Below are 13,380 nucleotides of genomic sequence, written 5' to 3' on the forward strand. Positions count from 1 at the left end.
GCCTCACATGTACGAGTAGAAAAGGCTGTCGAGCAGGCGCGTCCAGCCTTGCACCAGCACGAACAGCAGCAGTTTGAGGGGCAGCGAAATGGTCATCGGCGAGACCATCTGCATGCCCAGCGCCAGCAGCAGGTTGGAGACGATCAGGTCGATGACGATGAACGGGATGTAGATCAGAAAGCCGATCTGGAAACCGGCCTGCAACTCGGACAACACGAAGGCGGGCACGGCCAGCAGCAGGTCGCTTTTGCTGGCCTGATCGGCCATGTCCTTGGGCCACATGCGCTGGGTGTTGTCGAGCAGGTGGGCCACGACTTCCGGGTCGGTGTTGCGGCTCATGAAGCGCTGCAACGGCTCGATGACGGTGCTGGCGCTGGCCTGCAACTTCTCGGTGCTGCCCATCTCCAGCGGGTGGTCGTGAACCCGCTGTTGAATTTCATGGGCGACGGGGGCCATGACGAACATGGTCGCGGCCAGGGCTATGCCGTAGAGCGCCATGTTCGGCGGCACTTGCTGCACGCCGATGGCGTTGCGGGTAATCAGGAGGGTCATGGCGATCTTGAGAAAGGCCGTGCAGACGATCAACAGAAATGGAATCAACGACAGGGCGCCGAGAAACAGCGCCAGCATCACCGGGTTCATCCCGTCCATGATCATGCTTGGGACGCCATGCGCGTAATTTGCAGACCGAGGCGGCCCTCGACGCTGACCAGTTCACCTTCGGCGACGACGCGATCGCCGTGGCACAGGGTGGCGAAACCGGGCGTGACGCCGTTGACGGGTAATACGGTGCCGGCAGCGATGCGGCGCAGGTCGCCGAGGGTCAGTTCGAGGCTGCCGCAGCGCAGGGTCAGGGCCAGCGTCAGTTGACCGAGGGAATCGAGGGAGGCCTGGGATTCGGACGGTTGAGGCTCGTATGGCTCGTCCGCGTAGCCATCGGAGGCGGTTTCAGCCTGCCACTCGTTTTCGGTGGCGTGGTGCTCGGCGTCGTCAAAAGCTTCCCGGCTGAAGCCGGTCCCACCGTTTAAAACGTGTTCGGTCGACTCCTCGTCGGCAAGATCCTCGATCTCGTCTTCGTACAATTCTTCATTGACCATGTCCCAAGTCTTCCTCGTGGCTGAACCGTACATACAGCTGCTCGGCGCGGCTGTCCGTCTGCACTGCCCATTGCCGACCCGCCAGTTGCAGGCGCCCGCCGCCTTCCTCGTCGAAATGACACAGCGACGGCAGCAGCACGTCCCCCGGTTGCAGCGACGCCAACTGATCGAGGCTCAACGACAGCTCGCCCAACACCAGCGGCTGTCGGATGGGCCAGTCTTGCGCGACGTTCTGCCGGTGCGGCTGCCAGTGGTGGCTGCCGAGCAGTTGCAGCATCACCCGCGCATCGGCGCAGAGCTGTGCGTGCAACACCTGCGAACCCAATCGCAGTTGCAGTCGGCAGGTCATTGGCGCGTCATTCGGGCTTTCGCCATCAATGGACAGCGCAGTGATATCGCTGAGTGGCCGCAAGGGGCAAAGCAGTTCCGCCAGTTCTGTACTCAGGCGTTGATTCACCAACTGCCAGTACCACGGCTGATGGTCGCCGCCGAGGGTGACGGGTAGTTCGCCCAGCAGACTGAGCACCGCTTCGGCGTCGCTCAGGGCGAAGGGGCCGATGGCGCTGTCGAACCAGGTCAGCGATGACGCGCTCCTGGATGAAGCCGGTGCTGCCGAGGGCGCGCGGTCATCGCCGGGGATCAGTCTCAGGCTCAACTCGCCGCGCTGACTCTGGGCGGTGTAGCCGCAGCTCACGCCCGCGCCCAGTAGACGCGAGGCCTCGGCGACGTCGGCGCTGATTTCCCGCAGTGTCAGCGGACTGAATGACGGGTTCCCGGCTGAAGCCAGTCCTACAGGGTTCGGGCGGCTGGTGTTCAGGGGGTTCATGTTCAATCCACCCATGTCCACGTTGCTCACGTCCGAATTCACGTCCGAATTCATGTCCGAGTTCATTGCCTATCCCTCCTCGTGCAACGACAGATCAACGTCACAGCCCAGCGCCTGCTCCAGCGCGCTTTCGCAGTTGCGTTGGTGGGGCTGCAAGCGTTTCAGCACGCCACGTCGGGCGAAGCCCAGTTCGATGCTCCACTGGTTGTCGCGCTTGTTGGCGTTGACCTGCACCTTGCCCAGATTGGGCATCAGCAAGGTCAGGCTCAACGGGCCGTCCGGTTGCTGGGGCAGGCGTTGCGCGAGTTCGTCGATCAATTGCGTCGGCACGCCTTCAGTGGGAAACAACGTGCTGAAGCTGCTGCCGGCGAAACCCGACTTGCTCTGCTCTTCCGTCACCGGCGGCACCAACAGCTGGGAAAAAAACATCCCGTCCGCACTCAACGACGCAGGCGAAGCGGACTCATCGCACAGCCGACGCAGGCGCTCGGTATCGGCGCGACGCACAGTGGCCGGCGGCTGGCGCGTTTCACCCGGGGACGCGGGAGAGGGCGAGGGCGTCCGGGACGGTTCAGCGCGCGGTTGCGGCTGTGGGCGAGGCGTATGTTGCACCGGGCTGTTCATGACGATTCACCTTGTTCGTTGAGGGCCTCGGCCAGACAGGCGAGTTTTTCCACGGCCCGTTGGGACGCTTTCGCCGCATCTTTCGCCTCGGCCAGACGCTGCTGTTGTTCCTCGATACCTATCTCTTGGCGGGCCATGTCCTGACGGATATAGGCGAGCCGGTCGAGCATGCGGTTTTCCTTCTCGTGCCAGCGCTCGAGGTCGTCCAGCGACATCGCTTTGTTGACGTGGGCGCTGCTCAGCACCTGGCGGCGTTCGCGCTGGTTATGGCGTTCCTGGGTGTAGGAATCGCGAGTCTGTTGCAGGTGTTCGTGCAGGTGCTCCAGGGTTTTTTGCGCCTGCCGTTGCGCCCGTTCGGCGCTGGCCTGGCGATGCTGGCGCAAAGGCGTGAGCACGCTGATGACCTGCTCCATGGCGAGGGTTTGCGGATCGACTTCAAGCTCTTCTTCCACGCGACTACTCCGGCAGTTGCGAGGTGAGTTGCATCAGCGCCGCCAGGGTCTCTTCCAGCGGCACCGGCTCGCGCAGGTCTTGGCGCAGGAACGCGTTGATCGGCTCGTTCAGCCGCACGGCGCAGTCGGTGACCGGGTCGCTGCCGGGCTGGTATTCGCCCAGGCGCAGGAGCATTTCCACCTGCTTGTACGCCGCCATCAACCGGCGCAACCGGTTGTTCGCCTGCTGGTGCTCGCGGCCGGTGACGTTGCTAATGATCCGGCTGATGCTGGCCTGCACGTCGATGGCCGGGTAATGCCCGCGCTCGGCCAATTTACGCGACAGCACAATGTGGCCGTCGAGCAGCGAACGCACCTCGTCGGCGACCGGGTCGTTCATCGAATCCTGTTCGATCAGCACGGTGTACAGCGCGGTGATCGAGCCTTTCTCGCTCATGCCGGCCCGTTCGACCAGGCGCGGCAGCAGGGTGTAGACCGAAGGCGGCAGGCCGCCGCGCCCGAGGGGTTCGCCGGCGGCAATGCCGATCTCGCGCTGGGCCCGGGCGAAACGGGTGAGGGAATCCAGCAGCAACAACACCTTCAAACCGCGCTCGCGGAAAGCCTCGGCGATGGCGGTGGCGGTAAAGGCCGCGCGGGCCCGCTCCATGCTGGAACGGTCCGATGTGGCGCAGACCAGTACCGAACGCGCGCGCAAGGTAGCGTCCAGCTCGTGGTCGAGAAACTCGCGCAGCTCACGGCCCCGCTCGCCGATCAGGCCGAAGACGATCACGTCGCAGTCCATGTTGCGCGCCAGCTCGGCCATCAGCGTGGTCTTGCCGCAACCGGCGCCGGCGAACAAGCCAACGCGCTGGCCTTCGCCGAGCAGAATCGCGCTGTCGATGGCCCGCACGCCAGTGGGCAATGCTCTGCTGATCCGTGGGCGCTGGGTCGGCGGCAGGGCGTCGGCGATCACCGGCAGGGTCACGCGCCGATCACCGGGGCCGGCGAACGCGCCTTCTGAATCGCCCAGCAGCGGGCGACCGAAACCGTCGAGCACGCTGCCCAGCAAACGGTCATCGACGCCTATGCGGTGGGCCATGCCCAGGGGCCGAATGTGCGCACCCACCTGAATGCCGTCCGGGGTGCCGAGGGCACTGAGCAACGTACAATCCCGTGTGAAACCGACGATTTCCGCGAGCATGGTGCTGCCATCGGATTTGCTCACTTCACACAGGTCACCGACCTTGGCTGCGGGGATCTGGCACTCCAGCAAGATGCCGCTGACGGCACTGACACGGCCGCTGACTTTCACCGCAGAAAAGCCCTTCAAGCGCTGAACGTGAGCGGATTTCCATTGATCCAGCGCCGCGTTCACCAGCTCACCTCGTAGTGGCGGTCGCCGTCGAACTGGATGCGGTTGTCATCGATGCGGGTCAGGCGCAGCCCGGCCAGTTCGTCGCCGACGTACAGCCGTCGACCGTCCGCCGTGACCAGGTGGGCGTGGGGCCCGGACATGATCTGCACGATGGTGAACGGCAGGCCACTGGTGCCGGCGGCGACGTTGTCGATCAACGCGACCGGCGTGTCATAGCGGTCTTTGAAACGCTGGAGCATGCGCTGATAAACCAGCTGCGACTCCGGTTTGAGATTGCCGCTCAACGCCAGGCCCTCAGGCGTCTGCTCCACGCTGACATCGCTCAGCAGTCGTTCGCTGAGCATGGTGTTGAGCTGGCGTTTGACGTCATCGACGCTGGCCAGCCGAATGCGCTTTTTGCCGGGTGCCTCAGTGGTTTTGGTCTTCTCGTTCGAAGGCCTGACTGGCTGATTGCCCTGCTGCGCAAGTTGCTGCGCCGGAGAGCTGATCGCCAGTTGCTCCGAAGCGGGCGCTGCGCTGCGGCTCAAGCTCCAGGCGCTGCCGGCAATGCCAAGCAACACGCCGATGACCACGCCGGTGGTGCGGTTGAAAAAGCGCGAGCGCGACTCGACTTTCTCCAGCGGCGCGCTGGCCGGCGCCTCGGCCTGCGCCGCCTGCTCGGCCCGCGCCTGAGGAATCACTGCAGGCAGCGAAGGCCAGGGGTCCTGCGCCGGAGACACGCACAGCCAGACCGAGCCCAACACAAACGCGGTGTTAGGAGTGAGCAGGGTGCTGGCGTGAAGATGCCCCTCGTCGTCAGCGATCTGGCCGTCGGCAGCGTTGAGCAGCCAGCCTTCGCCCTGGCGTTGCAGGCGACAGTGCAGCTGTTCGACGCCGGGATCGTGCAGCGCCAGATCCTGATCGGCGTCAGCGCCAATGCCCCATTGCTCACCCACCAGCGGCAGCGCGGCGCCTTGGTGCAGGCCGGTCAATACGCGTAATTCAAACATGTGACGCTCTCCAGGCACTCAAGCGGCGTACTCGTTATCCAGCGCGTGCGGATCGTCTTCGTGGTCGCTCTCGAAGTCGTCTTCCAGGTCGAAGCGCCCCAGCACCTTGACCTGCGCGGCATTGCTGATTTCGGCAAACGACAGCACCGGCACGTGATAGAACTCCTCCTGCAGCAAGGTCCGCAGCGGGCTGCGCAAATCCTGAGCGACCAGCAACACCGCGCGCTGGGGGGTGCGCAGGGGAAAGGCGATATGCAGTTGCTGCACCAGCAACTGGCTGGTTTCGTTGTCCAGCGCGAAGAAGGTTTCGGTCTGGGTCTGGCGCAGGCCGTCGCGCAGAATGCCTTCGCTTTCTGGCGTCAGTACCCAGACCAGCAGGCCCTCGGGGCCGCAATACTGGTGGTAGATCTGCGACTTCAGGGCGATGCGCACGTAGTCGGCGAGCACCGTGACCTCGCGCTCGTGCTGACCGTGCTCGATGAGGGTTTCGGCGATCACGCGGATCGCCCGCAGCGGCACGCATTCCGATGCCAGCCGTTGCAGCACCGCCGAGAAGCGCGCCAGCGGCAGCACCCGCTGCATTTCCTGGGCAAGCTCCGGCTGCTCCGACTCCAGCCAGCCGAGAATCGCCTTGGTTTCCTGCAGGCCGATGAACTGCGGCCCGCACGATTGCAGCGCGCGTTCCATGCGCTCGATGATCAGCGTGGTCGCGTCGATGCGCTCGATGTGGGCTTCCTGCAATTGCGGGGCGTCGGTCGGCAGCCACAGCCACTGACCTTCCTCGCGCTCCAGGCTGCCGTACACCGCCGATTCCAGCGAGGCCGACTCCGGGGAGCCTTCTACAGAACGTGCGTCGACCGCGACGTGGGTCTGGCTGAGCGTGGCCCGGAGCAGCGGCACTTCGTAGACCGAAAAGCGAAACTCGTCCGGCGGCAGCAGCTCGCTGGTTTCGATGATGAAGGAGGGCAGGGTCAGGCCGTATTGCACCACCAGCCGATTGCGCCGCTGACGGATTTCGCTGACCAGCGCCTCGATCTGCGCGGGGTTCTGGCTGGGGTGAAAATGCAACACGAACTGGCGGCTGGGGGAGAAGGTGCGCAGGTCTTCGCGGCCGTTCATTTCCGGCGCAACGGCCACGGCCTGGGCCTGCTCGGCCTTGGGCTTGGCGCGGTGCAGCTGGAGCAGGCCGCCGACCCCGCAGATGATCGAGATGACCACGAATACTGCCGTCGGCATGCCCGGCAGCGCGGCAAATCCCAGCATGGCCACCGCGGCAATGATCCACGCCTTGGGCTGGCTGGTGATCTGCTCGGCAATCTCCCGGCCTATGTTGGCTTCGACGCCGTTCTCGCCGCTGGGCACGCGGGTGATGATCATGCCGCAAGTGACCGAAATCAGCAGCGCCGGGATCTGTGCGATCAGGCCGTCGCCGATGGTCAGCACGGTGTAGACCTGCAAGGCGTCGCCGGCGGTCATGTTGTGCTGCACCACGCCGATGGCGATGCCGCCGATCATGTTGATCGCGACGATGATCAGGCTGGCGATGGCGTCGCCGTTGACGAACTTCATGGCCCCGTCCATGGCGCCGAACAGCTGACTTTCCTTGCCCAGTTCGGCACGTCGTTTGCGCGCTTCGTGGACGCTGATCAGGTTGGCGCGCAGGTCACTGTCGATGGACATCTGCTTGCCCGGCATGGCGTCGAGGGTGAACCGCGCGCCCACTTCCGCCACCCGCTCCGAACCTTTGGTGATCACCAGAAAGTTGACCACGGTGAGGATCAGGAAGATCACCAGGCCCACCGCCAGGTTGCCGCCGACCACGAACTGGCCGAACGCCTCGACGATGTGCCCGGCGTCCTGGTTGAGCAGGATCAGGCGGGTGGTGGAGATCGACAGCGCCAGTCGAAACATCGTCGTCAGCAGCAGCACCGCCGGAAACGTCGAGAACGCCAACGGGCGCGGCAGGTGCATCGCCAGCATGATCAACAGGCACGAGATGCAGATGTTGATGGCGATCAGCACGTCCACCAGACCCGTCGGCAGCGGCGTGATCATCATGAACACAATCGCGATGACCACGAACGCACCGACGATTTCCGAGCGGCGCATGGCGGCGTGCGCGATCGCATTGAGCAGGTTAATGACACGATCCATCAGGCGAGGCCCCCCTGGAGCTGGTTCTGTTCCTGCCGAGTCAGTTCGGCCATGAGAATGAGCAGGTTGCCCAAGGCGTTCTGGCGGCTTTTCAGGTCGCGCCAAAGCAGAATCGGCAGCTGTTGCAGCATGGGCCGCAGCCCGTTGAGAAACGCCAGTTGATGCTTGAGCTGAGTGCCGCCGATGTGTTGCGTCAGTTGCAGGGTTTCGCCCAGGCTCATGCCCTTGCCCGACAGCGCCAGCAGGTGTTTGAGAAAGGCCGCTGCGTCCACTTGCAGCCCCGGGTTCTTGTTGCGCATGCGGCCCAGTAGATGTTCGCAACTGCGCAGCAGGGTGGTGACGTGCCGCGCGGTGTTCAGGCCATGCATCAGGGTGCGCAGTTGCGCCGGCGAGGTGGACGGCGTGAGGGAGGAAAGATCGTCGGCGAGGGCGCTGCGCATGTCCCGCAGGTTCAACTCGAATTCACCGGGTTCTTCCTGCTCGTTGATCAGCGCGTCAATCAGCCCGGTGATGTTCTGCTGCCCGGCCACCGCCACGCTGTAAAGATTGCGCAGGGCGCCGCGCCGCTTTTCCGAGGTCGGCCGGGAAAACGCCTTGGCGCTGTTGATGCCGGCGCGGGTGCGTTTGCCGTATTGGCGACGCAACTGTTTGAGCTGCTGGCTCAGTACCACGTGCTCGCCCATTTGACCGTCGGCCTGGGCCTGTTTTCTCGCCGCTTGCAGCATCACGTGGGCCCTGGCCGGGTCGCCGTCGGTGTAGCTCAGAATCTGCGCCAGACTCGAGGCGTTCTGCTTTTGCAGCTGTTTGCGCAGGTTGCGCGCGGCATCGTCGAGGCCTTTGTCCTGGCTGCCCATCAACAGCTGATACAGCTCGCCCAGTTTCACCGCCCGCGACTGCAGCGCGTTGCCGCTGGCCAGCAGCTCCCGCTGGCTGAGGCTGCGGCTCTGCTGAACCAACGCCGAGGCGAACCGCGCGACCTGTTGCGGCGAAGTGCCGTTGACGTTCGGCGCATTGGCATGCAGCGGCGCGGGCGCAGGCGCCTGCATCTTTGCCGGCGCGATCGCGGGGGGTTGCAATGCCTGTGGGGCAATCGGGGCGGCGATCTTCATAAGTCGGCTCTGGATAGCTCGGTTCGGGGCCTGGTCATGGGCTCTGAGTGGAGCACGGCCGCAAAGCGGTTCCATCTATTTGCGGGCAGAAGGATCTGTGCCAAATCTCGTCGAAGAAACAGCGTGTTCGCGCAAAGTTTTGCACGGCGCCGTTTAAGGTGGCTGTTTTAGTTGTTGAATATCAATGAGTTAGATTGTTTGTATGTGTGGCACGCATATCGCTATAGGGCTATTACACTCAAAACAAGGAAGAGCCCTGATGTTTTCCAACCTTGCGATTCTCGATATTGACTCCCCCGTGCGCCGTCCCGCCCAGGGGATACGTCACCTGACCAGTGATCAGATCAAGATGATTCGCGGCTTCATTCAGAAGCGGGTCATGAACCCGGAAGATGTCGACGACATTCTGCAAAGCACCTTTCTGGAAGCGCTGCGCAGCGAGCACAAGTTTCAGCACGCAAGCAAACCCCAGACCTGGCTGTGCGGCATTGCGCTGAATCTGATCCGCAACCATTTCCGCAAGATGTACCGCCAGCCGTATCAGGAAAGCTGGGAAGACCATACCCATTCCGAACCCGACAGCCATGGTGACATCGGCCACCAGGTCGACGGCCATCGTCAGCTGATGCAGGTCGTCAGGGCCATCGGCACGCTGCCGTCGAACATGCAGCGGGTGATCGAGGTGTCGCTGGAAATGGACGGCAATTATCAGGAAACCGCGTCGTCTCTTGGCGTGCCGATCGGCACCGTGCGCTCACGCCTGTCCCGGGCCCGGGAGCAACTCAAGCGGCAGATGGACCCGTTTGCCTGAGCGCTCAGTGGGACTGGCTGAACGCGAACCTTGTGGGACCGGCTTCAGCCGGGAAGGCGTCAGACGTCACGCCGCAGGATGGATGGTGTTCACACAGGCCTCTTCCCGGCTGAAGCCGGTCCTAGCAAAGCATTGCGTGCATCCAGTGACACTGACGGAACGCGAACTGTGTGGGACCGGCTTTAGCCGGGAAGGTGTCGGGCGTCACGCCGCAGAATTGATGGTGTTCAAGCAGGCCTCTTCCCGGCTGAAGCCGGTCCCACGCAAAGCATTGCGCGTATCCAGTGAGACTGGCAGTGACGCGGAATTGTAGGACCGGCTTTAGCCGGGAAGGCGTCGGGCCTCACGCTGCAGGATTGAGGGTGTCCACACAGGCCTCTTCCCGGCTGAAGCCGGTCCCACTAAAAAGCATCGCGTGCATCCAGTGAGATGGGCTGCTCCCTCGGTATTCTGGAAACAAACTGCAACATTATCGGAACCGCTGCGGCGCAGCAGCCACACAGTTGCCATCCTTCACGCCCGGATGACGACTCATGCGTATCTCAAGCACTCCCTACAATGGCATTGCCCCTCAATCTGCCGGTGCCGAAGCCGTTCAGGACACGCCGCTGACCGATTCCAAACCGGCGCTGTTGCAGAAGGGTGGGATCGATCCGACTATTCGCTTCGGCGCCTTGCCCCAGCAATCGCCGGCGAACAGTGCTTTCCCCGGCAATAGTCCTTCAGGTAAAGCCCAAAGCACTGAGCAACAGTTGCTTTCATTGCTGACCCAGCTCACGCAGTTGTTCAAAGGACAGGCGCCATCGTCGCCCGAATCCGCCACGACATCTCCCAACGCCGCCGCGCAAAACGCTCCCACTTCCGGTGCCGTTCCCACGGCCAGTCCGCAACCTGTCGCCCAGGCGAACGCCGCTGCCCCGGCAGCGCCGGTCGAGGCGGCGAAGCCGGCCGAGGACGCTAAAGCCGATGAACCCAAAGCCACCGAAGCAGCCTTTCTCGATGACTCGAAATACTCATCGCCCAAGGAGCTTGAGCGCTGGGCGCCGATGGTTGCCAACCTGCCGCCGGACCAGCGCGAGCAGGCCGCCAAAGAGCTGAATCGACCCATCGCCGCCGCGCGCATGGCTGCTGAAAAAGGCCCGGACGCGGCCAAGGCCATGGACTTCATCAACGCCAACCCGTCGCTGAAAACCGCTGTGGACACCGGCAAGCACGGCGGCAAAGCGGACGGCAAAATCACCGATGGCGACCTCAAGGCCTTCGCCAAGAACATGCAAAAAGCCGCCGACAGCGCGGACAAGGACATTGGCAGCTACCAGAAAGACCATCCGGACGCCGACCCTCAATCTCTGGAAATGGTCCGCAGCGCTGCGTTGATGCGCGCCAACGAGCCGCTGACCAAGGCTGCCGATCCCAAGCATGCCTTGGGCGCCGACGGCAAAACCAAGGTCGATGGCCTGACCAGCGCCGATGGCCTCAAGGCCATTCAGAACGACAACCCGGGCCTGGCCGGACCGTTGAAGCAGGCGGCGAAAACCTGGTCTCAACCCGGCTTCCTCACCCAGATCGACCAAGGCGGTTTGAGCGGTCGCTCGCTGGCGGCCCACAGCCCGGACAAGCTGTTCAACGCGAAGAACATCAGCGACTGGATCAAAAAACAGGCGCCCACCAACGGCGGCGAATTTGCCAGTGTGCTCAGCGATGCGGCCACCCTCAACTCAGTGGCCAACGTCGACATCTCCAAGCTGGGCAAGGACGTCTTCGACAACCCCTCGGCCTACAGCGGCGAACAGAAAGCCGCAGTCATGATCAAGCTGCAGCAGACCCAACAGAGCGTCGTCGCCGGCCAGGACCTGCGCAAGACCGGCAAGACCGAAGAGGCGTTGAACGAGAAGATCGGTCAGTTGCAGGCCGATCCTGACGTGCAGGCGTTCCTCGACAAACAGATACCGCAGCAGTCGCGGGCGCTGGTCGCGAGTACGCCGACGTTGCAGAAAGCCGTCACCGAGCAGATGCAGAAGGTCAACAGCGGCGAGGCCCTGCAGGCGGACCTGAACACTGCCGACAAGGCCACCAAAAAGGACAAGCCGAACGCCGACTACAGCAGCGCCCTGGGCGGGTTGTCGGCGCAGTTGCAGATGCAGAAAGACCTGCTCGGCGACGACGCTCCTGTGGCAACTACGCAGCAGGTACTGGGTCAGCGGCCTGACCTGCAGGGCAAGATTCAGGACTCGTACGTGCGCAACTTCAGCGAAGGCGGCGCCGTCCGGCAGTTGCTCGATCAGAAGAAAGCCGATGGTGAAGAGGCGTTGCAGAGCGCCGACGCGCAAAAGGCTGCGTATGACAGCGTGCTGCCCGACACCTTCGTGCAGAGCCAGCAAACGCGCTATGTGGATTCGACCTTCCACCATCTGGAAGACACGAAGAGCGGTCGCAAGGTGCTGGAAAACGCCAAGGGCGACAAAGACCACGCGCCGTCGATGGCCGCCCAGGTCGCTTCGAACATGGGACCGTCAGCGCTGCGCTCAGTGGCAGGTTTTGCCTCGGTGTCCGACATGCTCGCCCGCGGCGACAAAGCTGATGCCGCCAGGACCATTTATGACAGCACCAAATCCGGCCTCTCGGCGGCCAAGCATGGCTATGACGCGGTGGCCAAGTCCGCCGGGCGCGCAGGGCTGGGCGAGGTCGCGGCGAAAGTCGGCGGCCGCGTCGCCGGCATGGTCGTAGGAGAAGCAGCGGGGCTGGCTGCCGGGGCTGCCATCGGTGCCTCCATTCCGGTGGTCGGCTGGATCGCCGACGCGGCCATGGCCCTGGGTTTCGGCATCTCCGCCATCATCGAAGCCGTCAAGAAACACAAGGCCCAGAAGGCCTTCGATCACAACGTCGACCCGGTCCTCGATCAGTTCGGCATCCCCAAAGCCCATTGATGTTTCCTGACCCGAAAGAGGTAAGTGATCATGAGTATCGGTATTTCCCAGATTCGGCCGTTGAGCGAGCCCGGCCACCCGGACTTTTCGTCCCTGAGCGGCAAGCCCGGCCAGAGCAACTCGCTGGGCGGCGGCGGTGGCGCTGGTCAGGCCCTCGACGCGAGCTCGATTCTGTTTGCCCATGCCGGGCAATCCCAGGTCAACTTCGGATCGCCTGAGAATCAGGACCCGGCGACCAGCGCAGCGAACCCCCTCGCTGGGGGCGCCGACCAGAACGGCATTGCCCAGCAGCTCATGGCGCTGATCATGCAGTTGATGCAAATGCTGATGCAGAACAACCCCAACCAGACTGGCAATCCTGCGGCGCAGAACAACGCAGTGACCGGTGGCGGCGGTGGCGGCGGTGGTGGCGCGACCGAGGGAGCGGGCGGTGGTGGTGGCGGTGGCGCTGCAGAAGGGGCGGGCGGTGGCGCGCAAGGCGCTGGCGCTGCTCAGGCACCCGCTGCGCTTGCGGCCAACACCGACGCGGTGTCGAACGACACGGCCCTCAGCGGTTCGGGCGGTTTGCATTTACCGCCTCAGCTTGAGGACTACCGTAAGGACATCATGGCAGCGTCCAACGCAACCGGCGTGCCGCCAAACATTCTGGCGGGTCAGATCTGGGCCGAATCCCGTGGTCAGTTGGGCCAGGACACCACCAATGTCAACGGCAAGAAGGATGCAGGCGTGATGCAGGTCAACGCCGACACTTTCGCCGCCCTCAAACGAGACAACCCCAAAGAGCTCGGCAATGCCGACGTCAACAACGCCCACGACAACATCATGGCCGGCGCGCTGTACATGCGTGATCAGAAGAAGGAGTTCGGTGACTGGGATTCGGCGCTGCGTGCCTACAACTCGGGCCCGGACAAGGTCAACAAGGGCAATCTCGCGGACGCCGGCGGCATAGGCGATCCGAAGTACGTCGAGAACGTCATGAACTTCGCAAAAATCATCGAGAGTGGGCAGGGGCAATTGCCGGCCTGATGCGCGTCGCT

At 63.5% G+C, this 13,380-nt stretch carries 12 protein-coding genes; 3 read left to right on the forward strand and 9 right to left on the reverse strand.

What is annotated here, in order from left to right; all coding sequences use genetic code 11:
- Positions 1-3 precede the first annotated feature (3 nt).
- The 9 genes from sctR to sctW are packed head-to-tail and all read right to left on the reverse strand — an operon-like array spanning position 4 to position 8,605.
- Positions 4-657, reverse strand: a complete 654-nt coding sequence (sctR, locus tag FX982_RS15380) for a type III secretion system export apparatus subunit SctR (protein WP_122534913.1) — start codon at positions 655-657, stop codon at positions 4-6.
- Positions 654-1,097 carry a FliM/FliN family flagellar motor switch protein gene (locus FX982_RS15385; protein ID WP_172611497.1) on the reverse strand — a complete coding sequence of 148 codons (444 nt, stop codon included), beginning with the start codon at positions 1,095-1,097 and terminating at the stop codon, positions 654-656. The genes sctR and FX982_RS15385 overlap by 4 nt, the downstream gene beginning before the upstream one ends.
- Complete coding sequence (locus FX982_RS15390) at positions 1,087-1,977, reverse strand: type III secretion system protein (RefSeq protein ID WP_254074800.1); 891 nt, start codon at positions 1,975-1,977, stop codon at positions 1,087-1,089. Before FX982_RS15390 ends, FX982_RS15385 begins: the two co-directional genes overlap by 11 nt.
- A 15-nt stretch (positions 1,978-1,992) precedes the next feature.
- The gene (locus FX982_RS15395) at positions 1,993-2,547 is read right to left on the reverse strand and encodes a type III secretion system HrpP C-terminal domain-containing protein (protein ID WP_172611498.1); all 555 of its coding nucleotides are present in this window, start codon (positions 2,545-2,547) and stop codon (positions 1,993-1,995) included.
- Entirely contained in the window at positions 2,544-2,999 is a 456-nt protein-coding gene (locus tag FX982_RS15400) for a YscO family type III secretion system apparatus protein (protein ID WP_172611499.1), read from the reverse strand. Before FX982_RS15400 ends, FX982_RS15395 begins: the two co-directional genes overlap by 4 nt.
- Positions 3,000-3,003: 4 nt before the next feature.
- A complete protein-coding gene (locus FX982_RS15405; RefSeq protein ID WP_172611500.1) occupies positions 3,004-4,353 on the reverse strand; it encodes a FliI/YscN family ATPase in 1,350 nt (449 codons plus the stop codon).
- A complete protein-coding gene (gene sctD, locus FX982_RS15410; RefSeq protein ID WP_172611501.1) occupies positions 4,350-5,342 on the reverse strand; it encodes a type III secretion system inner membrane ring subunit SctD in 993 nt (330 codons plus the stop codon). The genes FX982_RS15405 and sctD overlap by 4 nt, the downstream gene beginning before the upstream one ends.
- 18 nt (positions 5,343-5,360) lie before the next feature.
- Entirely contained in the window at positions 5,361-7,496 is a 2,136-nt protein-coding gene (gene sctV / locus FX982_RS15415; RefSeq protein ID WP_172611502.1) for a type III secretion system export apparatus subunit SctV, read from the reverse strand.
- Positions 7,496-8,605 carry a type III secretion system gatekeeper subunit SctW gene (sctW, locus tag FX982_RS15420; protein WP_172611503.1) on the reverse strand — a complete coding sequence of 370 codons (1,110 nt, stop codon included), beginning with the start codon at positions 8,603-8,605 and terminating at the stop codon, positions 7,496-7,498. Before sctW ends, sctV begins: the two co-directional genes overlap by 1 nt.
- A 259-nt stretch (positions 8,606-8,864) precedes the next feature.
- Between sctW and FX982_RS15425 the strand changes: the two genes are divergently transcribed.
- The 3 genes from FX982_RS15425 to FX982_RS15435 all read left to right on the forward strand — a co-directional run bounded on the left by FX982_RS15425 (position 8,865) and on the right by FX982_RS15435 (position 13,369).
- Positions 8,865-9,416 carry an RNA polymerase sigma factor gene (locus FX982_RS15425; RefSeq protein WP_122622931.1) on the forward strand — a complete coding sequence of 184 codons (552 nt, stop codon included), beginning with the start codon at positions 8,865-8,867 and terminating at the stop codon, positions 9,414-9,416.
- A 533-nt stretch (positions 9,417-9,949) separates the two neighbouring features.
- Positions 9,950-12,343, forward strand: a complete 2,394-nt coding sequence (locus tag FX982_RS15430) for a type III effector HrpK domain-containing protein (protein WP_172611504.1) — start codon at positions 9,950-9,952, stop codon at positions 12,341-12,343.
- A 168-nt stretch (positions 12,344-12,511) separates the two neighbouring features.
- On the forward strand, positions 12,512-13,369 hold the full coding sequence (locus tag FX982_RS15435; protein ID WP_172613066.1) for a transglycosylase SLT domain-containing protein: 858 nt from the start codon (positions 12,512-12,514) through the stop codon (positions 13,367-13,369).
- Positions 13,370-13,380: the final 11 nt, after the last annotated feature.

Origin of the sequence: Pseudomonas graminis, from assembly GCF_013201545.1 — a bacterium.
Classification (GTDB): Bacteria; Pseudomonadota; Gammaproteobacteria; order Pseudomonadales; family Pseudomonadaceae; genus Aquipseudomonas.

Coding starts and splice junctions, on each gene's coding strand:
- sctR (WP_122534913.1), bottom strand. CDS start 657: ATGATCATGGACGGGATGAACCCGGTGATGCTGGCGCTGTTTCTCGGC.
- FX982_RS15385 (WP_172611497.1), bottom strand. CDS start 1,097: ATGGTCAATGAAGAATTGTACGAAGACGAGATCGAGGATCTTGCCGAC.
- FX982_RS15390 (WP_254074800.1), bottom strand. CDS start 1,977: ATGAATTCGGACGTGAATTCGGACGTGAGCAACGTGGACATGGGTGGA.
- FX982_RS15395 (WP_172611498.1), bottom strand. CDS start 2,547: ATGAACAGCCCGGTGCAACATACGCCTCGCCCACAGCCGCAACCGCGC.
- sctD (WP_172611501.1), bottom strand. CDS start 5,342: ATGTTTGAATTACGCGTATTGACCGGCCTGCACCAAGGCGCCGCGCTG.
- sctV (WP_172611502.1), bottom strand. CDS start 7,496: ATGGATCGTGTCATTAACCTGCTCAATGCGATCGCGCACGCCGCCATG.
- sctW (WP_172611503.1), bottom strand. CDS start 8,605: ATGAAGATCGCCGCCCCGATTGCCCCACAGGCATTGCAACCCCCCGCG.
- FX982_RS15425 (WP_122622931.1), top strand. CDS start 8,865: ATGTTTTCCAACCTTGCGATTCTCGATATTGACTCCCCCGTGCGCCGT.
- FX982_RS15430 (WP_172611504.1), top strand. CDS start 9,950: ATGCGTATCTCAAGCACTCCCTACAATGGCATTGCCCCTCAATCTGCC.